Raw genomic sequence first — 18,680 nt, 5'->3', positions numbered from 1 at the left:
GAATAGTGACGAGCAAAGCAAACCCATCAAAAGATGAACTTAGAAGTGATCATGATACTCAAACTGATTTTCAAATGGGTGATATTGATTTAAGTGATACAGAAGATCAAGAACTTTTTAAAAATCTATTACAAGAGGATTCTACAAGATCAAAAAGACGAAGTAAAAGAAGCACCCCAATATTAGAAGAAACTACTGAAGGTAAGTCACTTAAAGAGATTATCTTAAAATTAAGGAAATACTTTAAGAGTTTTGATACTCAAGCTGCTGTGTTTAAAGCACCAACTACTTTTCAAGATAAAAACATAAGAGTAGATGCGATTGCACAATCTCTCTCAAGTAGTACAGACAAATTAGAAGAATATCAAGCTTTAGGATTTCCATATAAACGTGCAGTAAAGCTAAAAGTAGAAACAGATACTAACAAAAATGATGGTGTTCAAGTAGAAGTTTCTGATGGGAATAACATGTATGGAATATGTGTTGATATTGATCCTTATACTAATGTAGCAACAGTAATTCCTATTACTAATAATTTTGAAGGATATATGATTGCCCAAAGCACTAGTATTAATATGGGTGATAAATTAGATTTTAATTCTAATGGAGAAGTTATTAAATCATCTAATACCTCATCGGTAGCAATTAATGCCGTAGCACTTAGTGATGTATTTACAATACAACTGACCAATGATGAGAGTAAAAAAAGCAGTGATGAATATAAATTAAATTTAGTCAAAATAGCTCTTTATGGAAATAAATCTATTGGTTAAAGGAAGGAGTTTAAATGTCAGATATAAATAACTTGATAAGTCAATATCACACTAAGGCAAAAGAACTAAAAAAACAAATGAAGAACCCTATTAGTGATGCAGGAGTTTTTAGTAATAAAGTTGATTTTAAAGATAAAAATCAGCATTTACAAAATCAAGGTGGGACTGTAACTAGTCGTTATGATAAGTTAGAGAATTATTATTTTAAAGGATATCCATATAAAAGAGGAGTAAAACTTGTTGTCAATGCAACAACACAAGATAATAATCCACATTATGAACCACATGTAGAAGTTGGTGGTGAAGATTATTTATATGGTATATGTACTGATATAGATGAATTTACTCAAACAGCAACAGTAATACCTATTACAAATAATTTCACTGGATATTTAATAGCAAAACAAAGCAGTGGTATAAAAAGAAAAGATAAAGTTAAATTTGATACAAATGGTGAGCTTGAAAAAGATAGCTCAAGTAATAATAAGATTAATGCCTATGCTTTATCAGATGCAATTTCACTTGATGGTACTACAAACAAAATTTGCATAGTTAATGTAGCTATTTACGGTAATAAAGCCAGACCAAGTTAATAAGTTAAAGGAGGTTAGAGATGTCAGAATTATATGATCAAAATTATTATGCAAAAGAAATAGCAAATATTTTCTCAGAAATTAAATTACCAGTATTTTATAACTGGTTTTCAAAAGAACAAATTGAAGATGTTGATTTAAAGATGGGATATTTAAAAACAATTAAATGGGATGCATTTCTTAATGCTAATCCTACAACACTAATTAATGAAGTTAATACTATTGCAACCATTGGATTTCGTTCAGAGTCAGTAAGACTTAATTATTTAAAGTTACAATATAAATTTAGACACTTAAAACAAACTTCTGAAAAATTTTATAAAGGTAATGATTATGCTGGAGATGTAAATAATAATTTACTTCCATTTGGGGAGGCATATAAACTTGCAACAAATGAAATAATAAAACTAATAAATCATTTTGTATTAACAGGTACTGTGTCAATCCAGAAAGATGGAAAGAATCAAAAACGAATGTTACCTAATATGTATGGGCTCTTAAATATGCCAGATCAAGTAAAAGAAGAAGTTGAATCATCAAATAAAGATAAAATGGATAAAATATTTGAAAGTATCGAAAAGGGTCTTGCAAAATTAGAGCTAGGAGATGAATTCTCAACTCCTATGATGGTATTAGTTGATCCATTAACTAGTTTAAAGTTAGTTAAACCATATGCAATAACAAATTCTTCTTCATCATCTAATGTTTATTCTTCTAATGATTCTTGGGAGGACTTCCTTATTAAGACAATAAAAGCTGTTAATAATAGAAGAGAAGTCTATATTGAAACAAGTAATTTACTTCAAAATCAAATACTCATTTATCCATTAAATGCTGAACTAATCAAATTCAAACCAAGTAAATATATGCTACCAATGCCAAATGAGCAAGTGGATAGAGATTCAACTGATATTGCACATTCATATCTTGATTTTGTACTTGGTGGACTCTTAGCAACAGAGAAAACAATTTTAAGAGTTGATATTAAACAAAGTTAGGAGATTTGATGTTAGAATTTAATGACGAATCTAATTCTAGAGAAATAGTAGGGTTAGAGAATTATGTAAGAGAACCAATGTTTTATAAGTGGTTCTCAAGTAAACAAATTGAAGAGAACGCTACTTCCTGTAATTATATCAATGCAATAAAATGGGATGCGTTTCTTAACGCTAATCCAACAACGTTAGTAAATGAATTTAATCATGATGTCCAAACTATTAACTTTAAATCACATCTAGTTAAGCTTAATTACCTTAGATTGCAGTACAAGTTTAGACATTTAAAGCAAACTGCTGAGAAGTTTTATAAAAATAATGATTATACGGGTGATGTAAATAATAATTTACTGACCTTCGAGCAAGCATACAAACTTGCAAGTGATGAGATTATCAAGATTATTGACCAGTTTATCTTAACAGGTGATGTTTCAATCCAAAAAGACGGAAAGAATCAAAAACGAATGCTTCCTAATATGTACGGACTTCTTAATATGCCAAATCAAATTGATGAAGAAGTTGAGGCTTCAAATAAAGATAAGATGGATAAGATCTTTGAAAAGATAAAGTCAGGACTTGCAAAATTAGAGCTAGGAGATGAATTCTCAACTCCTATGATGGTATTAGTTGACCCAGTAACAAGTTTAAAACTTATCAAACCATGTGCAATAACAAGTGTTTCATCAGATAATCTTAGTTATACAAGTGATAAATGGAAAGATGTTATTACTGATACAATTAAGGCTGTAAATAATTGGCAAGAAGTTTACTTACATACAAGTAATTTACTTCAAAATCAGATACTAATTTATCCATTAAGTCCTAATCTTATTAGACTTAAATCAAGTAAATACATGTTGCCAATGCTAAATAAAAAAGTTGATGAGGATTCAACTGATATTGAACATTCATACCTTGATTTTGTACTTGGTGGACTCTTAGCAACAGAGAAAACAATTTTACGAGTTGATATTAAACAATCTTAAAGGTTAACCTGGTAATGCAACAGAGAACAGCTCAACAAGAGATAGAGAGACAAGAAGAAGAATTATTTATAAGCAGGCTTCACTCTAATATTATTTCCCTTTTGGGAATAAGTATAGAAGAATTTTCTATTCAAAGCTTTATGATGCAAATTAATCTCTTAGAGTCAATATTATTAGCTAATGGAATACAGTCAGAGAAGCTTACTTATAATGATATCTTCTTGCTTACTTACTATCATATTGGATGTGAACTGAGGAAAAAGGGGATTGTCCGTGAACTTGAATTTGAGAGAATAAAGAGAGAGAAATTCAATGAACTGGAAATTGACTATCACCCTATATCTGATACTAGTCAATCTGACAGTTGTAATAAAAACTTCTGTTTACGATTTGATGCGTATCTAGATAAAGTTAAAAGAGATACTACGTCTCCTTCCTGTATAGGAGTTGTGTAATGAATAATCTTAGAGATAGGTTATCACAAATGTCACAACGTATGATATTTACATACAAAGCTCCTGATCCTTTACGTTTATATAAATTTGAAACTATTACACTTGATGATAATTTTTATCAGAGGGTATTTAATAAAGAAGACTACTTAGAATTTACAGGCATTATTATAGATATAAGTCCCCAAGAATTAAGGATGATTTATGACTCAAATTTATTTGACTTACAAGGACTCTCTAAACTTTATACAAGTGATGATATTATCTTCAATCTTCAAGATAGAATTTCTATAGGTGATAATTATTACGAAATAGTAAGTATTGACTCTTCTATTGGTTACCAAACACTAATTTTAAAGGATGTTGTATGGAAATAGAGTTAGAGGTTGGTTGGTTTGGGGGCAGAGCTAATGTTGCACGCATGCATGAGATTGGCGCTAATAATTTACCAGTACGTAAACATTTAAGTGAAGTTGCTGCTAGTTGTGAGTTTAGAGAATATATCAGTAATGATTATATAAAAAATGAATTTAAACGTGATCCTAGATCTGGAATGAGTGCCATTGGAGAAGCATTTATAACTTATTATCAAAATTATGTATTGTCAAATAAAATCAAGCCTGAACTTAGTCCAAATACAATTAAGCAAAAACGAAAAAAAGGTAGTGGTAATCCAGAAATTACTCTTGTTGATACTTCACGAATGCTAAATGAGATTAGTTATAAGGTGAATTGAGTGCTTATTGGGTTAGAGGTTATACTTATGCATATAATTAAAATACTAAATGACTTTAAAGAATATGCTCATGCTAAAAGTGAAAACATATGTAAGGTTATTAATACATATAATCATCCATATCTACTCTCTAATATAACTACGAGCGAACCTAATATTATTGCATTTAAATTTACATCTGAAGATGGCTTACTTGCTCACAACTCTCATTATGGTACTTTTTATGATAATATTTGTGAGTTTAATATTAACTTCCAAATATTTATTATCTCTCTTGTAATAAATTCAAATGACTATGATGCTTACAATAGAATGTTGACTTTATATAGTTTGCTTAAAGAATTTTTACATAACAGAGTAAATAAATACACAGTTAAGGACGCTCATGAACCTGACTACATAAAACATCTCAATATATATATACGTCCAACATCTAATATGCAAAATACAGGTCTCATTACTTTGGGAACAAAATGTAGTAACACTGCTTATAGCTCATCAGCTAGTTTTAAAGCTGGAATCCAAATATTTGAAAGGAAGGAGTAATACTTTGCCACAAGATACAATTAGTGTAAATTTAATTAGTAATAAAGTACATAACACAACAATAAACTATTATTCTCCGTTACTAGTTTATAAAACATTAAAAATTAATGTGAATAAAGATAGTGCAAATTATAAAGTCTTAAATCTTACAATAAATAACTATGAAAAGCAAATAGAAGCATTAGAAAAAGAAAATGGAAATGGACAAGATGAATTTACTAAAGAAAAAGAACTATTAAAGAATGCTATGTCTGATTTCTTTAACTCTCCCAGTGTAGCATTAAAATCTGCTATGCTCTTTATTTATAAAGATAAACCTGAGACTATTAAAACTTATCTTAAAACACACAGACACTCATTTGTTGTTCTAATTAATACTTATGATAAAGATAATAATGGTGATGATGGGCTAGTTGTATACAAAGATGATTACTTGAAATTCAAGATGCCAGATACTTTTTTTGTTTTCTCTACTAAAGAGAGTGAAATAAAAGAAATATTTAAAGATAAAAGCTCCCTAGAGAAAACAAATAATATAGCTATTTATAGTAATAAGCGAGATAATCTACATCTTAAATTTATAAGTCGATATTTATATGAAGCTTGTATGTTTCACAGTGTAAATCCATATGGCATGAATCTTGCTGCAAGACCACTTGTTGATGATGAAGTAATAACTAAACTTAGAGGTGCAAATATTAATTTTTATTCTTATCTTAACGAAACAGGTCTTGAGAGAGTATCAGCATTTAAAGAAGGAGTTGATCTTGCGGGAAATCCTATTGACCAGTTATTTACTTATCAATATATAAAACAAGAAGCAATAATTGAACTTATTAGAGTTTGGAATATTAATAATAGACAAAATAGTAAATTATCTAGGTTGCAATTATCTGGAGATAGAGATAATGCATATACATCAGCAATTGAATGCTTACTAAAGAGATATATAGAGAGAGGACTTATTGTAAGCTACTCAAACTTAAATATTATACTCTCACCATCACCACAACTTAAATTAGAACTAACTATTGATATTACTTATAACTACAGTATCAACTCTCTCTCTTTCATTATTACAACCAAAGATATAACTGATTACTTAAATAAACTCGAAAATTAAGGAGGAGATATGGGATTATATGATTTAAAGGAAGTTTATCTCTCTATCTCGGGAAGACAAATTAATAGTGGAAAATTAGAACTTACAAGTGAACCTACAACTAGAGCAGTAATTAGTAATGAAGATAGAGGAATGCCTGTTATCAGTCTTCGAGATCCCAAAACCATTACTTATATATTTAGTATTGAAGTAACACTTGGTAGTCATGATTACATATTACTAACTCAAATCTCTGATGACCAATTTTACAACATGAATGTAAGTAAAGAAGATAAAATGATGGATTTGGTATTTAATGATAGGATAACAACAAAAATAATCAGTAACTGTGCTGTATTTACTGAAGAACCATCAAGAAGTTACTCAGCAGAAGCAGAAAAAGTTACTTTTGAAATTAGAGCTATCAATTGCCAAAAAATAACACCTAAAAATTAAAGGACACACAATGATTACAAGATATAAAATGAACATATTAAGCAAAGATAAAACTTATGAATACCAAATAAAAGTATTACCTGTTTATACGTGGGACTCTATACTAGGATTTAATCAAGAAGAAGCTATAAATAAACTTAATGATGTTAAGTATTTGAAAGAAATAACTAATTTAATGATCAAACCCGGGTTTTTAGATGAGTTTTACGTAATACTGGATTACAATAGAGAATTCATAAGTTATTATAAAGATTATCTTATTGCTATTCTTTATTCTATAGAGTTTAATACATTTCATTTAGACTCAGAATTTAAAAAACCAGCCCTCCTTTTTCTTAAAGAATATGAGAATAATGTTGGTGATTTTGTTACTTTTAATTACATTACCGATGAATTTAATTATGAATGTGTAATTTCAAAACTTAAATCAAAGGCTAATAATGAAACATATAGATAAATTTGTTGAGAGTATTAATGCTACTCGTACTCGTTACTTTGCTTTAATTGACGATATAAAAAGACATAAATATTGGCTACCAATAATTACTGGTATTTGTTCTTACAGAGAAATTAAATGTATGACATACGATGAATTTATAGAAGTAAGCAATATTGCTGAAGCTAAGCTAGAGAAGGAAATTCTTGAACTGATTTTATCTAAATAAGGACACTTATGGATAATAAATTTACCATCAAATTTAAAGGTATACTCGATCATGCATCAACGAAAAAAACATTAGAGAGAGACATATCAAAATTAGAAGAGAACTTAAAACCCAAACTTTCTTCTCTCAAAAGTACTAAAGATATAATTAAAGCTAATTTAAAAGATAAAAATGCAGAACTTGCAAAACAAAATAAATATGAACGTTTAAGAGAGCGAGTAGAGAAATTTAGACTTACTGAGACTAAAAAGCTAATGAAGCAAGGACACAGCTTCGAAAAAGCTAAACGAGAAGCTTTTAAACGATCTACTATGTCTACTAAAGACTTACGTAATTTAGAATTTAAATCACTTAAAGAAAACTCTAAAATGCAACAAAATTTAATAAAAAAAAACAATTTGACTTCTAAAGTCATAATAGGAAGTGCAATTGGTAATATAATAGCTAGTTCCATTAAAGGTGCTTCCTCTAATATGTTTGCATTTGCAAAATCATCAGTAAAAGATGCTGCAGAAAGAAAACGAATAGGTACCCTAAACTCTAGAATTTTTAACTCAACTGAAAAAGGCAAATTATTAAATACTATATCGAGAATTAAAACATTTGAAAGGGGAAGAGAGAAGGAAGAATTCTTAAATAAAGCTGCTGTTATTAAAAGCACTCTTAATAATCTGGGAATGAATAATGAAACTAATATGAGAAAAGCAGTAGAACTTGCAGCTAAACTTAAAGCTAGTGGACTCTCATCAAGTGATGATGCTATCTCTTCAGTTGTTGATTTACTTCGTGGAGAAGGTGGTTCAATCTTTAATTTAATGAGTCAATTTGATAAATTTGGTAACAAGTATCTTGAACATGCTGAGCGTAAATGGCAACAGGATACTTTTCACGATATGGGTTCAAGAATAACTAAACTTGATGAAGTTTTAAGTGATTTTAACGAATTAAATCTCACAAATACTACAAGCTCTTATGACTCTGCAACAAGTAGTATGGATAAGATAGATGAAGAATTAAAAAAACTAACTGCGTCCACATTAACACCTTTAATGGATTTTTCCGCTAAAGCACTTAAAAAGATAAATGAATTTAACTTTCACAAAGATATCGTTGATCCTATAATAAACGGAATTAAAAGCATTTTTAGTTTAGATAGACTTATTGCAAGACTTAAATCAATATTGCCCTTATGGATGGGAGGAGATAGTGGTGAGAGCTTATCAAAAATTACTCATGAAGATAAATCTATTACTACTCCTCCCAGTGGTACTTAAAATAGGGAGACATTTATGCAACCTATGGAAATATTTCAAATTATTAAAGATACTGTAACACAAATATTTGCTTTATTTAGCACAGATAATTTTATTGTTCTCTTCCCAAGACCTGATCTTAAGGGACTTGGGTATTTGCCCCAATTATTCTTTATTAAACCTAAATTTGAACTTATAACTCGTACTTATAACACCACATGTTCCAAACGTCCTGTAATTAATTACTACTTAAGGAAAGCTGAATATGTAAGTTATAACCCTGTACTTACAGGAGAAGTTATTGCTTTAAATGGTGGTGTACTTACAAGTCTTTATAAGAATATGTTAGCTCCACTGAAATTAACTCCTTTTGGTAACTCACTACTTGAATTTGATAGTAATTTAGTTAAAGAACAACTGGCTGGTAGACTTCAAGCACAAGTTCCCTTTACTGCTTATAGTCCAACTTTTGGCATTAAAGAATTAGTTGTAATTACTTCCCTAACATTTAAAGATGTGCCTTTCATAGATGAAGTTGAGCTTAATCTTAACATGGAAGTTATTAAAACCTTTCATTTGGATAAATACAAAGGATAAGCTTGTGATATTACTTAAATATGATTTTAAGATTGAATTTTACTCTACTACTAGCTCAAATAAAAATATTACTGGTGATGCAACACCAGAATCTTCTCCTAAAATCATTATCAACACACAACATGGCATTTATGTTGATATCTCAATATCTAATGTTTATTCAAGTTACAATTTTGTAAGGGCAAAACAAGCCAAACTTGTTCTTTGGAATTTACACCTCGATTTCAACAATCATATACATGAAGGAGATATTGTAAAGATATACTATAAAAAATTTGCTCATGAAGACTCATTTACATTCATTATGGCAGGTTATCTGGGAGTCCCAATGAGCAGTGACTATCCTAGTGGTGATTTTAGCATAGAGCTTGAACTTCATTTAGCATCAAAGAGTAATTTCTTTAACCGAGAACTTGAAACAAAACAATTTAAAGGAATGACGGTTGAGGACGCTATAAACTTTGCCTTTCCGGGTAGAAATATAATCAATATGAGCACTAATGACAGACTTAAAATCATAGAAGAGCATATTTATGCTAGAACTCCAAAAGAATTTATAGAAAAATTATCTAAAAAATATATACAAAATGTTATTGCTGATGTTGGTAATGGAGTTGATTTGGTTGAATGTAATCTCATATTCACAAATCATCAATTAACCGGTCCTGATGCTCATTATGAATCACTTGAAGATTATGGTCTTGAATTTATCCCAAAGCAAGAAATTACTATAGGCACTACTCTTAATATAAGACTTATATATTGGAGAGCAAAGCTTACTTATACTCATAAATTAAAAGTTGGTGACAGAGTATCATTTAGAGATTCTTTGGGGAATATAATAAAGAGCACGATTTGTGAAACTAATGCTTCTCTAAGCAATTCTGGTGAATGTTCACTTACCTTAAAGCTTTATGATGACATTAATCACCTAAAAATAAAGGAGAGGATATGAACTTTAATTATGAAATTTATAGAATGAATCAGAGCATGTCTGGTTCTGCTTTAACTCAAGAAGAGAGCAAAGAATGGATAGCTAACAATATATGCATATCAAAAATAGGAATTATAAAATCATTTAACAGCGATACTCAAGAAGGTATTGTAGACATTGAAGAATATAAAGGACTTGAGATTCACACTCGTAATATATCGAATATTAGTCTAAGTCTTCACAAAGATGACAGAGTAGTACTTCTTCAATCAAACATTAATCTATTTAATACAGATGACAATATATATTTTGATAAACATCATTTTTATATATTAAGTGCAATTGACCCTAAGTATCTTAAAATATATGCTAAACATAAGTTGGATATACGTAATGAGATAACTAGTCTTAAAGACATCTTAGAGGCAATAGTAAATGCTATTAATAACTTAAGAATTATAGGAAATTCAAGCATTGATTACTCTTCTCTCTCTTACTATACATCAAAAATAAATAGCAAAATTAATAATTTATTTAATTAGTTTTTTGCTATTTTTGTTATACATTTCCTTAAGTTAAAGGTTAAAGATTGATTTACATAGGTTAGTATGGATTTAAAGGTTGATTTGCAGTTTAATTTAGTATCAGGCTCAGACTTACAGATTGCTGATGGAATAGAAGAGCAAAAACAAAGATTATTTATTTTCCTTAAAACCCCTAAAGGAAGTCTTGCTCTAAATCCAACATGGGGATTTGATTATACACATATCCTTAAATTATGTAAGCTTGGCACTCTAGATCAAATTAAATATTATCTCTACTCTGTTGCCCAAGAACTGGAAATTGATCTTACTGGAGTTAACATTAATATAAACTCAAAAATATTACAAATTACTCTCTATTTTCCTGGTGATTCTCTTCAAATGGAGATTTGCATATGAGTATTGCTTTTGATAATAATTTCGGCATTCTAAAACAAAATATCTCACAAATAATTAACACAAAGAGAGAATATTTAAAACAAACACATGGTATTGTGATAAAAGATGACCCATCATCCATTTACAACATCATAGCTGCTTCTCTTGCTACAGTTGAGGAACAAATAATTAATGAACTTAACCTTTTTATGGATAAACTTAAACCACAAGGTGAGTATTGGAAGGCTATAGAGTCTCATATAAGTGTTAAAAGCACCACTCATGAAGCATTAAGAAATGCTATACTGAACTTACCAGATGTAAAATACGTTAACATTGTAAGCACAGCAGGAAAAGCTAATATTTATCTTATTGTTAATGATACCATCTTAAACGACTCTAAGAACACAATTAAAGATTCTACATTCAAAGCAAACCTTTGGGAAGTACTTTATAGCACTATTCCTAGTGGAACTATCTTAGAAGGTGATATTGATATTGATGGAATAAATAGCCACAATCAAGTTAAATCTTATAAAGTTTCTCTAGGAAAGACTAAATATATCTATCTTAAAGTAAAATACAAACTTGACCTTAAAAATCACATTTATCTCAATATCGACATGCAAATAAGAGAAATATACAGGAGAATTATCAATAATAATTACTCTGACATGGGAATTAGTTTTGAATATCAAGATTTTACTGCTCCGGTTAATGAGATAAAAGGCATTCAAGGACTTAAAATTAATGCCTGCATTCAAGACAATGCTGAGACAAGTATAAGTAACATTAGCACAAGTGATTTTAAAGAGAATCAAGATATTGAAATCAGTCCATCAGAAATACTTAACTTCAGTCTCACTGATAGATTACTTATTGATATTCAAACTTAAGGAGATATATTGAGCATACCAGGTTTTCTTCATAAAACACAAATAGAAAAATTTATACGTTCAGAATTAGATTATGCAAATAAAATACTTGCTGAAATTAAGAGCTTAAATTCTAATTTCTCTGGTATTATTGCTAGTAACTATCTATCTTCTCATTTTATTGCTGTCTGGTTATCAAACGTATTTAAAACTTTTCACTATAAAAGTCGCCCATTAAAAGAGCTTGCAAGCAATATTGACAGCGTCATTTTTGCTTTAAGACATATTGGTACTGATGAGTCATTTATTAGATTATTTAAAGCTTTTCTTAATGTTGATATTGAAATTACAACACCAGAAGCTGGAGTTATTAGTATTAAATTACTTGGAAGTATAAAAACTAATTTTATATCATATATTACTCCTAGTACTGCTGTTGGAGTAAAACCCAAACGTATACGCTTACGTCAATCAAAACAAGGATACGAAGATAAATATAAAACACTAGCATTCAATTTTATTCCTAAAGGATATTCTCATTCAATTTATGCTTTTATTAAAGGCATGATTCCTATAGGAAGAAAACTTAAAATTATTGACAATCAAAATATAGAAGTTGTTTCTTTTAACTAATGGAGGTATCATTTGTCAACAGATGAGAGACTTTTAATGGACGAGAATGAATTTATACAAATTAAAGATTTAAATAGGGTAAATGATATAAAAAATAGTGATTTACTTTTATTAGATGATGGTGTTGCAAGTTGTAATGCAATTACTTATGAAAACTTCCTTCAAAAGACTAAAGATAAAACGTTTAAAGGAGAAGGATTATCTTATTTTAAGGAAGTAATTAAAGACATAATTGCAACAGAACTTGCTGAGAATAGTGAATTTACAGATAAACTTTACTCTAAACTACTAAGCAAACTTATGAATAATGACTCAAGTTATAAGAGTAATTTATCTAGCTATATCAGAAGTGATCTTACAAGTAATATGAGTTCTTATTCGCATTTCTCTAGTTCAGACAAATTTGTTACTATATCAAGTTATAACTCGCTACAAAAAACTACAATACCAGAATATTTAACAGGCATTCCTTCAAGTTTTAGCTCATCAAGAACATCAACTACAAGTACGCGCATTTATGAATCTTCTCTTAGAGATAGGGCTTATAGACTTAATATGACACAAAACACATCAAGTCAAGATGTTACACTTGTTTTTTATAAATTTGAAGATGGTAAACCCATTTATCTAGATGTTTATGTTGATATTGAAATCAATAGTTATCATGATGTTACAAAAAGAGTATATCTTCAATACACTGATGAATCAAGTAGATCAATTGTATATGAGAGAATAGGAAAAAATCTAAGATTAAATGATTATTCTCCTCTATTTAGAGGGTGGTATATGCAAAAACGTTCATATACAAGTGGTACAGTCCCCTCTTTAGTAAAGTTATAATTTTACTTTACTAAATATAAAAAATTATTAGTTTTTGGTACTTTTTGTAATATACTTTATTTATCTTTTTTATGTGAGGTTACAAGGTTAATGGATCATTTCACTTTAACTAAATTGTCTGAAATATCAGAACTTTTAATTAATATCAATGAAATTAAATTAATTGTCATTGCCACTTTTATTTTAGGTATAGGACTTATCTTTAAACCGGTAATTAAAGATATCATAAGTTTATTAGCAACTAAATTTAAAAGAAAGCATAAAGGAAAGGATTAATCAATGACTCTTGACATTAGTTCATTAAATACTGCTTTAAATGCAATAGAAACATTATTTAGTACACTGTCTAATTTTGAAGATGGCTCTTTTAACGTGAATGCTCATAAAATATTTATGCTACTTAATGAAGTTTACACAGAATACAGAATTATTTTCACTAAAAACATGGAAAGATTAGAGAATGCATTAACTCCCCAAATCCAAGAAGCATTAACTCCTATTAATAATAAAATACAAGAATTTATAGAAAAGGTTAATAATAATCCTGAAAACATGAGATTGCCAAAATGGGAAGGAATAAAAGAATCATATTCAAAGGGGTTATAAATTGAATTTAACTACTGCAAAATTAAGTATAGATATACTAAACAAATTTACAGAACTGCTAAAGCAAGACTCAAATAACAACACACAAAAATACATTAATATCTTTAGCAGAGTAATAAATTACTTTTATTCTATGTACAGGGATAATTTAATTAAAAGGGAACAAGCTGAAAGCATGAAAATACTCTCACAATTTGATGACATCTTAAGAATTAATTTAGAGATAATAGATAGCTCTAATGAACATTTAAGTAAAGAGAATGCAAAACACATTGCTTCACTACGTTTAAAGAGAAATAAGCTTATGCATGCTTATATTAATAAGCTTAAAGAAGAGGACAGAAATAATGAATAGACTATTTAAAGTTGTTCTTTTCTTTATTATTTCTATACTAATTAGTTGCACAACTATTGCTTCCTTAACTAAAGAACCAACTATGCCAGATGATTCTAATTTAGAATCAATAAGTAAATATGAATCTGAACTCTCAAAATACGTACTTTATTTACAAGGATTTTTAGTTGATGCTAAGACAAAGGTAAAGAATGAAAATTTTCCCAAATTTTCTTTTTTTGATGCAAGCAAATTAAAATCAGAACATACAATCAAAGCATTAAACTTTAATATCTCCCTACTAAAAAAATATATCTCTCAAACAAAACCTATTGCTGAAGATGTATATAAGAGATATACAAAATTAAAGTAATTTTAATGAGTAAGCCCCTATTGGGGCTTACCTTTTATGCAGTTCTAAACAAACAATCAAATTCCTTATCAGTAGATAAGTGCCCAAATAATTTCAGTGGACTATTACCAAGCTTATGTAAATCAAAAGCTAAAAATATATCAAACTTTTCTAATTTTTCTGGGTCTCTACTACTCTTACTAAAATACTCTTTTATCAAATTACACCAATACTGTATACTCTTTAATGTTTTATTTTTATTAAAGTATTCAAGTATACTCGAATCATCTCCAACCTGAATAGATTTAAGATATGAATTTATCTCTTCTAAACTGTTAAATGGTTTATTAAGAACAAATTTATGCATGTTACGTGCTGCTATGAGTAGATTTCTATAATACTTAAATTTATTTGTCTCTACATTGCTCTTAGATTTAGATTGGTCAGTATGAACAGTGTTTTTATCCTCTACATTATTTCCTGATATATTTACTTGTGTATTCCCATCATTGTTTTTGGCAATAACTTTAACTCTCTCTCTATTATTTTCTAGCTCGGGTAATAATGAACTAGCATCAGTGTCAACTTCACTCTCTATTGATAGGTATGCTACAAGAGCATATCTTTTATGATATGTTATGCATGAACCTACAAGTTGAGATAAAGTATTTTGATTCTTGGCGCCTAGAGAAGAAAATTCTTCGCTGTAAATAGGCGTATCAAATGACTCACAGTAGCCACTACTTGGACTATAAAATGTTGTTGTAATAACATTAATTGTATTATTTCCTACAACTTTAAATGTTGGATATTGCAGGAAATCAATATCTAAATTGTTACTCTTTATAACATTCTTTATCTCTCTGATTATCTCATTGAAATTTTGATATTTATACCCATATCCATTAAGATTCTTAGCTACACCACTTAAATTCATACGTAGAATATATAGAGATTTTAGAAAGTTTACCCTTGCTTGATTCTCATTGGTTACTAAAGCTTGATTATTTACTCTTATATCTGTGACTTTTATCTTTTGTTTACCCAGTTTCTTAACTGCTCTGCGCATTCTAGTTTTTGTATGTTGATTTTTAGTTTTTGTCATATTTAACTTCTAATTGATTATCTATAAAAAATAATATAACAAAAACTAAAAATAATAAATACTTTCATCTAAAAAAATAAAATATTTTGAAATTAAGGATAGAAAAACTTTAATAAAAAGTGGATTTTGTTAATAGTTTTATTTGATTAATTTAAAACTACCAACAAAACCCACTAAAGGTCACATAATTTCCAATTAGGATCATACTAAAATGACTAATATAATCTGAAAAGAATGTTACAATAATTAACTAACTTTTTCAAGTCGTAATCTACATTACCTATTTCTTTTTAAGAGACAAACCCGAATATTCTTTAAACAACTTATCTAAATATTTTTTATCATTTGAAAAAAGAGTATCTAATACAAAACCTGTAAACTTTGCATTTTTTTTATAAAAATCATAACTTTCTTGTTTTTTAAGTTGAAAACGCAAAGGTTTTATCGTGTTTTGTTTTGATTTTTTGTCACTTACTTCCTTTGACTTTATATCCCTATAAACTTCTATCATTCCTCTATCTTTAATCTCTTTTATACTTAACTTACCTTTTAAAACCTGCTCATATACTTTTAAATACAAATAAGCTTGAGTTTTTGCGATTAAAAATCCTTTAATAAAGGTATTAAAACTTTCATATCCATCAATACGATAAAGTTTTTTATTTTTTATGTTATACAATATTTCCATCATTTGAATTTTATTTTCAATATCATTAACCATGCTCTTCTTTAAAGCATGTTTATAATTTTCATATTCTTCTTCTTCTGAAATATCCATCAAACCTTCTTCTCTATCATTTAAAACAATTACATCTTTTAACATACCCAAACCTCCTTTTGAATAAAAATTAAAATTGTCTATTAAGTAACAAAAATCAAAAAGTTCGCTTGCGAACAACTATGATTTAGCTAACCAAAAGGTTAAATTAGATTATTAACATATTCTTTAAAGACTCTAAACTCTCTTGATAATAAGCCTCCTTAGAACTAGGTTCCTGTAAATTATTTGTAAAAACCTTTATTTTGTTATAAAAATGAATTTTTCCTTTAATATATTTACCATACCTATTTTTAATAGAATGCTCTATATTCTTAAAAGTATTTCTATTTTTCATAAATTGATTTTCTATTATAGATATATCAATATCTTTACCTATATACATTGAAATTTTTTCGATGTATTTCATTAATATAGACAAACTTTCAACTGAAAATCGCTCAACTTGAATAGGTATTACAAGTTTATCTGTAATATTCAAAGCATTATCTAAAAGTGAATCTAAATTAGGAGGAGTATCGATTATTACATAATCAAAATTATAACAAGGTAAAACTTTTGTTAATCTATGTTTTAGACAAAGTTCTTTATAAGAGGTATTTTCCTTGTTGAAAAGGTGTAAATTCGGATGAGAAGGTATAAGATATATATTTTCATGTATTTTACTCAAATATTTATCCAAACTAAAATTTGATTTTTCTTTTAAAAGAGCATAAACATTATTTTTCTTTAAACTCTTTACATATTTGAAAAAATAACTAGTTAAACTATTTTGAGGATCAAAATCTATGACTAAAACTTTTTTGCCGATATCTTTTAAGATATAACTAAAGATAATGGTTAAAACACTTTTACCAACACCTCCCTTAATATTTGCAATACTAATTATCTCTGGTTTTTTCTTATCCATCTGGTTATGATACCTCCATTTGGTAACTTTGTATTGTAAAATTTATATACCTCCTTTTCTAAGTCAATAATTCTTTCCAATAGATTTTGAGCATAATTTTTCTTAAATTTTTCTTTATTTCTTAAAGTATGAATCGCCTTTATATAACAAAAGATACTACCTTTTTTAAATCTAAATTCTATATAGTAAGGTCTATATATAGGTGAAGTCTCAATGAGATTTGTAACATCATCTTTATATTTAAGAAATATTGGTTTTTTTAATCTCTTAAATCCGTAAAACATGCCTAAAAATTTATCATCGGCTTGCTCTTTTACACTGAACAAATGAAATACACCTTTTTTATCGATATCGAACAAACCTCTTAAAGCGATAAAGAACTTACCTTCTTCTTTTTGACTAATTCCAAAAGTAAAAATATCTTTAAATACCTTTGTATAATAGATTGTTCTAGTACTTTCTCTTTCTATTTTAGAAAAAACGTTATTTGACCTGTCTCTGTTCTCTATTTTCTTTTCTAGTTTATTCAGTATGCTCATTGTACTTTATCCTATTTCTTTTGTGTTGGTCATTATAATTTTTCAACCATTCTTTTGTTCGTATTACGCTATCTTCATATCTTTTTTTGTTTACATTTTCTTCTATTTTGTCTAAAAATCTCATTGTTTTCCATTTAGACACATTTTTTATTAGATAATCTGTATTGTTTATTATCTTACTTTTACTTTCTTTTTCTATTTTTTCTTTATTATTTATATATTTATTATTAGTTATATTATGACTGACATTTTTAGTTGCATTTTTAGATTTAAAAATTTTAAACCTCCTATTTTTGAAATATTTTTTTTGTGTTTCTTTTGTAAATATGAATACTTTATTAACATCATGTTCGGTGATTTCTTGTTGAGCTTTAAGCAGTCTTTTTAAGTTATTAATGCTGTATTTAGTTATTGTATATCTTATGTATGAGCCATTTCCTTCACCTAGTCTTAATAAAGTTTTTTTAATAATGCCTTTATTGCATAGGAATGCCAAATCTTTTCTTAAAGTTCTAAGTGTAATTTGTTTAAGACTATCTTTAAGTAGAAAAATGTTTAATGTATTTAGAATGAATGTTTGATTATACTTGATTGCATTCTTTTGAAAATATCTAAGTATTGATAGTATTTTATAATATCTATTGTGATATTCCTTTAATGGTTTTGAATAGGTTTTAACCTCAAGGTTTGTATTTATCAT

29 protein-coding genes are annotated in these 18,680 nt (G+C 28.0%); 24 read left to right on the top strand and 5 right to left on the bottom strand.

Annotated features, from left to right (window positions below; genetic code table 11):
- Positions 1 to 5: 5 nt before the first annotated feature.
- From bpuSUM_RS05105 to bpuSUM_RS04990, 24 genes are all read left to right on the top strand, one after another.
- A complete protein-coding gene (locus bpuSUM_RS05105; protein ID WP_247066652.1) occupies positions 6 to 773 on the top strand; it encodes a DUF228 domain-containing protein in 768 nt (255 codons plus the stop codon).
- A gap of 14 nt (positions 774 to 787) precedes the next feature.
- Positions 788 to 1,366 (top strand): DUF228 domain-containing protein, encoded by a 579-nt coding sequence (locus bpuSUM_RS05100; protein WP_247066650.1) that lies wholly within the window; start codon positions 788 to 790, stop codon positions 1,364 to 1,366.
- 20 nt (positions 1,367 to 1,386) lie between these two features.
- Positions 1,387 to 2,364 carry a hypothetical protein gene (locus tag bpuSUM_RS05095; protein ID WP_247066648.1) on the top strand — a complete coding sequence of 326 codons (978 nt, stop codon included), beginning with the start codon at positions 1,387 to 1,389 and terminating at the stop codon, positions 2,362 to 2,364.
- A gap of 8 nt (positions 2,365 to 2,372) precedes the next feature.
- Positions 2,373 to 3,347, top strand: a complete 975-nt coding sequence (locus bpuSUM_RS05090; protein WP_247066646.1) for a hypothetical protein — start codon at positions 2,373 to 2,375, stop codon at positions 3,345 to 3,347.
- A 14-nt stretch (positions 3,348 to 3,361) separates the two neighbouring features.
- Positions 3,362 to 3,802: a DUF3890 domain-containing protein gene (locus bpuSUM_RS05085; protein ID WP_247066362.1), complete on the top strand. Its 441-nt coding sequence runs from the start codon at positions 3,362 to 3,364 to the stop codon at positions 3,800 to 3,802.
- A complete protein-coding gene (locus tag bpuSUM_RS05080) occupies positions 3,802 to 4,176 on the top strand; it encodes a DUF1506 family protein (protein WP_247066722.1) in 375 nt (124 codons plus the stop codon). The genes bpuSUM_RS05085 and bpuSUM_RS05080 overlap by 1 nt, the downstream gene beginning before the upstream one ends.
- On the top strand, positions 4,167 to 4,535 hold the full coding sequence (locus bpuSUM_RS05075; protein ID WP_247066560.1) for a hypothetical protein: 369 nt from the start codon (positions 4,167 to 4,169) through the stop codon (positions 4,533 to 4,535). Before bpuSUM_RS05080 ends, bpuSUM_RS05075 begins: the two co-directional genes overlap by 10 nt.
- Entirely contained in the window at positions 4,536 to 5,081 is a 546-nt protein-coding gene (locus bpuSUM_RS05070; RefSeq protein ID WP_247066555.1) for a DUF764 family protein, read from the top strand. It abuts the gene before it with no gap.
- Between the two features lie 4 nt (positions 5,082 to 5,085).
- Positions 5,086 to 6,204 (top strand): DUF787 family protein, encoded by a 1,119-nt coding sequence (locus bpuSUM_RS05065; protein ID WP_247066642.1) that lies wholly within the window; start codon positions 5,086 to 5,088, stop codon positions 6,202 to 6,204.
- A 9-nt stretch (positions 6,205 to 6,213) separates the two neighbouring features.
- The gene (locus tag bpuSUM_RS05060; protein ID WP_247066456.1) at positions 6,214 to 6,639 is read left to right on the top strand and encodes a DUF1463 family protein; all 426 of its coding nucleotides are present in this window, start codon (positions 6,214 to 6,216) and stop codon (positions 6,637 to 6,639) included.
- A 10-nt stretch (positions 6,640 to 6,649) separates the two neighbouring features.
- A complete protein-coding gene (locus bpuSUM_RS05055; protein WP_247066720.1) occupies positions 6,650 to 7,096 on the top strand; it encodes a DUF1473 family protein in 447 nt (148 codons plus the stop codon).
- Positions 7,080 to 7,304: a DUF1322 family protein gene (locus bpuSUM_RS05050; protein ID WP_247066633.1), complete on the top strand. Its 225-nt coding sequence runs from the start codon at positions 7,080 to 7,082 to the stop codon at positions 7,302 to 7,304. The genes bpuSUM_RS05055 and bpuSUM_RS05050 overlap by 17 nt, the downstream gene beginning before the upstream one ends.
- Positions 7,305 to 7,312: 8 nt before the next feature.
- Complete coding sequence (locus bpuSUM_RS05045) at positions 7,313 to 8,578, top strand: DUF759 family protein (RefSeq protein ID WP_247066718.1); 1,266 nt, start codon at positions 7,313 to 7,315, stop codon at positions 8,576 to 8,578.
- 15 nt (positions 8,579 to 8,593) lie between these two features.
- Positions 8,594 to 9,154, top strand: coding sequence for a DUF792 family protein (locus bpuSUM_RS05040; protein WP_247066546.1), 561 nt, complete (start codon positions 8,594 to 8,596; stop codon positions 9,152 to 9,154).
- A 4-nt stretch (positions 9,155 to 9,158) separates the two neighbouring features.
- Positions 9,159 to 10,109 carry a DUF693 family protein gene (locus tag bpuSUM_RS05035; RefSeq protein ID WP_247066716.1) on the top strand — a complete coding sequence of 317 codons (951 nt, stop codon included), beginning with the start codon at positions 9,159 to 9,161 and terminating at the stop codon, positions 10,107 to 10,109.
- Complete coding sequence (locus bpuSUM_RS05030) at positions 10,106 to 10,630, top strand: DUF777 family protein (protein ID WP_247066714.1); 525 nt, start codon at positions 10,106 to 10,108, stop codon at positions 10,628 to 10,630. The genes bpuSUM_RS05035 and bpuSUM_RS05030 overlap by 4 nt, the downstream gene beginning before the upstream one ends.
- A 66-nt stretch (positions 10,631 to 10,696) precedes the next feature.
- A complete protein-coding gene (locus bpuSUM_RS05025) occupies positions 10,697 to 11,029 on the top strand; it encodes a hypothetical protein (protein WP_247066712.1) in 333 nt (110 codons plus the stop codon).
- Positions 11,026 to 11,904 (top strand): DUF276 domain-containing protein, encoded by an 879-nt coding sequence (locus bpuSUM_RS05020; RefSeq protein ID WP_247066710.1) that lies wholly within the window; start codon positions 11,026 to 11,028, stop codon positions 11,902 to 11,904. The genes bpuSUM_RS05025 and bpuSUM_RS05020 overlap by 4 nt, the downstream gene beginning before the upstream one ends.
- 9 nt (positions 11,905 to 11,913) lie before the next feature.
- Positions 11,914 to 12,516: a DUF735 family protein gene (locus bpuSUM_RS05015; RefSeq protein WP_247066708.1), complete on the top strand. Its 603-nt coding sequence runs from the start codon at positions 11,914 to 11,916 to the stop codon at positions 12,514 to 12,516.
- Positions 12,517 to 12,528: 12 nt separating this feature from the next.
- Positions 12,529 to 13,356: a DUF685 domain-containing protein gene (locus bpuSUM_RS05010; RefSeq protein WP_247066706.1), complete on the top strand. Its 828-nt coding sequence runs from the start codon at positions 12,529 to 12,531 to the stop codon at positions 13,354 to 13,356.
- Between the two features lie 90 nt (positions 13,357 to 13,446).
- On the top strand, positions 13,447 to 13,632 hold the full coding sequence (locus bpuSUM_RS05005) for a BlyA family holin (RefSeq protein ID WP_247066419.1): 186 nt from the start codon (positions 13,447 to 13,449) through the stop codon (positions 13,630 to 13,632).
- A 3-nt stretch (positions 13,633 to 13,635) separates the two neighbouring features.
- Complete coding sequence (locus bpuSUM_RS05000; protein ID WP_247066704.1) at positions 13,636 to 13,962, top strand: BlyB family putative holin accessory protein; 327 nt, start codon at positions 13,636 to 13,638, stop codon at positions 13,960 to 13,962.
- Between the two features lies 1 nt (position 13,963).
- Positions 13,964 to 14,317, top strand: coding sequence for a BlyB family putative holin accessory protein (locus bpuSUM_RS04995; RefSeq protein ID WP_247066702.1), 354 nt, complete (start codon positions 13,964 to 13,966; stop codon positions 14,315 to 14,317).
- On the top strand, positions 14,310 to 14,669 hold the full coding sequence (locus bpuSUM_RS04990) for a BBA14 family lipoprotein (RefSeq protein ID WP_247066700.1): 360 nt from the start codon (positions 14,310 to 14,312) through the stop codon (positions 14,667 to 14,669). The genes bpuSUM_RS04995 and bpuSUM_RS04990 overlap by 8 nt, the downstream gene beginning before the upstream one ends.
- A gap of 34 nt (positions 14,670 to 14,703) precedes the next feature.
- Here bpuSUM_RS04990 and bpuSUM_RS04985 read toward each other — a convergent pair whose 3' ends face one another.
- The 5 genes from bpuSUM_RS04985 to bpuSUM_RS04965 all read right to left on the bottom strand — a co-directional run bounded on the left by bpuSUM_RS04985 (position 14,704) and on the right by bpuSUM_RS04965 (position 18,680).
- Positions 14,704 to 15,753: an ERF family protein gene (locus bpuSUM_RS04985; protein WP_247066698.1), complete on the bottom strand. Its 1,050-nt coding sequence runs from the start codon at positions 15,751 to 15,753 to the stop codon at positions 14,704 to 14,706.
- Positions 15,754 to 16,033: 280 nt separating this feature from the next.
- On the bottom strand, positions 16,034 to 16,576 hold the full coding sequence (locus bpuSUM_RS04980) for a chromosome replication/partitioning protein (protein ID WP_247066696.1): 543 nt from the start codon (positions 16,574 to 16,576) through the stop codon (positions 16,034 to 16,036).
- Between the two features lie 103 nt (positions 16,577 to 16,679).
- Positions 16,680 to 17,441, bottom strand: coding sequence for a ParA family protein (locus bpuSUM_RS04975; protein WP_247066694.1), 762 nt, complete (start codon positions 17,439 to 17,441; stop codon positions 16,680 to 16,682).
- Positions 17,417 to 17,980 carry a DUF226 domain-containing protein gene (locus bpuSUM_RS04970; protein WP_247066692.1) on the bottom strand — a complete coding sequence of 188 codons (564 nt, stop codon included), beginning with the start codon at positions 17,978 to 17,980 and terminating at the stop codon, positions 17,417 to 17,419. The genes bpuSUM_RS04975 and bpuSUM_RS04970 overlap by 25 nt, the downstream gene beginning before the upstream one ends.
- Entirely contained in the window at positions 17,964 to 18,680 is a 717-nt protein-coding gene (locus tag bpuSUM_RS04965) for a plasmid maintenance protein (protein WP_247066683.1), read from the bottom strand. The genes bpuSUM_RS04970 and bpuSUM_RS04965 overlap by 17 nt, the downstream gene beginning before the upstream one ends.

The sequence above is a fragment of the Borrelia puertoricensis genome, assembly GCF_023035875.1.
Taxonomy (GTDB): Bacteria; Spirochaetota; Spirochaetia; order Borreliales; family Borreliaceae; genus Borrelia; species Borrelia puertoricensis.
Note: the sequence above shows the minus strand (reverse complement) of the source record. Positions and strands in the feature narration are given on the sequence as shown.

Bases quoted from the DNA above. Each gene is read 5' to 3' on its own strand.
- bpuSUM_RS05100 (WP_247066650.1), top strand. From the start codon at position 788: ATGTCAGATATAAATAACTTGATAAGTCAATATCACACTAAGGCAAAA.
- bpuSUM_RS05095 (WP_247066648.1), top strand. From the start codon at position 1,387: ATGTCAGAATTATATGATCAAAATTATTATGCAAAAGAAATAGCAAAT.
- bpuSUM_RS05090 (WP_247066646.1), top strand. From the start codon at position 2,373: ATGTTAGAATTTAATGACGAATCTAATTCTAGAGAAATAGTAGGGTTA.
- bpuSUM_RS05085 (WP_247066362.1), top strand. From the start codon at position 3,362: ATGCAACAGAGAACAGCTCAACAAGAGATAGAGAGACAAGAAGAAGAA.
- bpuSUM_RS05080 (WP_247066722.1), top strand. From the start codon at position 3,802: ATGAATAATCTTAGAGATAGGTTATCACAAATGTCACAACGTATGATA.
- bpuSUM_RS05075 (WP_247066560.1), top strand. From the start codon at position 4,167: ATGGAAATAGAGTTAGAGGTTGGTTGGTTTGGGGGCAGAGCTAATGTT.
- bpuSUM_RS05060 (WP_247066456.1), top strand. From the start codon at position 6,214: ATGGGATTATATGATTTAAAGGAAGTTTATCTCTCTATCTCGGGAAGA.
- bpuSUM_RS05055 (WP_247066720.1), top strand. From the start codon at position 6,650: ATGATTACAAGATATAAAATGAACATATTAAGCAAAGATAAAACTTAT.
- bpuSUM_RS05050 (WP_247066633.1), top strand. From the start codon at position 7,080: ATGAAACATATAGATAAATTTGTTGAGAGTATTAATGCTACTCGTACT.
- bpuSUM_RS05045 (WP_247066718.1), top strand. From the start codon at position 7,313: ATGGATAATAAATTTACCATCAAATTTAAAGGTATACTCGATCATGCA.
- bpuSUM_RS05040 (WP_247066546.1), top strand. From the start codon at position 8,594: ATGCAACCTATGGAAATATTTCAAATTATTAAAGATACTGTAACACAA.
- bpuSUM_RS05030 (WP_247066714.1), top strand. From the start codon at position 10,106: ATGAACTTTAATTATGAAATTTATAGAATGAATCAGAGCATGTCTGGT.
- bpuSUM_RS05025 (WP_247066712.1), top strand. From the start codon at position 10,697: ATGGATTTAAAGGTTGATTTGCAGTTTAATTTAGTATCAGGCTCAGAC.
- bpuSUM_RS05020 (WP_247066710.1), top strand. From the start codon at position 11,026: ATGAGTATTGCTTTTGATAATAATTTCGGCATTCTAAAACAAAATATC.
- bpuSUM_RS05005 (WP_247066419.1), top strand. From the start codon at position 13,447: ATGGATCATTTCACTTTAACTAAATTGTCTGAAATATCAGAACTTTTA.
- bpuSUM_RS05000 (WP_247066704.1), top strand. From the start codon at position 13,636: ATGACTCTTGACATTAGTTCATTAAATACTGCTTTAAATGCAATAGAA.
- bpuSUM_RS04990 (WP_247066700.1), top strand. From the start codon at position 14,310: ATGAATAGACTATTTAAAGTTGTTCTTTTCTTTATTATTTCTATACTA.
- bpuSUM_RS04985 (WP_247066698.1), bottom strand. From the start codon at position 15,753: ATGACAAAAACTAAAAATCAACATACAAAAACTAGAATGCGCAGAGCA.
- bpuSUM_RS04980 (WP_247066696.1), bottom strand. From the start codon at position 16,576: ATGTTAAAAGATGTAATTGTTTTAAATGATAGAGAAGAAGGTTTGATG.
- bpuSUM_RS04975 (WP_247066694.1), bottom strand. From the start codon at position 17,441: ATGGATAAGAAAAAACCAGAGATAATTAGTATTGCAAATATTAAGGGA.
- bpuSUM_RS04970 (WP_247066692.1), bottom strand. From the start codon at position 17,980: ATGAGCATACTGAATAAACTAGAAAAGAAAATAGAGAACAGAGACAGG.
- bpuSUM_RS04965 (WP_247066683.1), bottom strand. From the start codon at position 18,680: ATGATAAATACAAACCTTGAGGTTAAAACCTATTCAAAACCATTAAAG.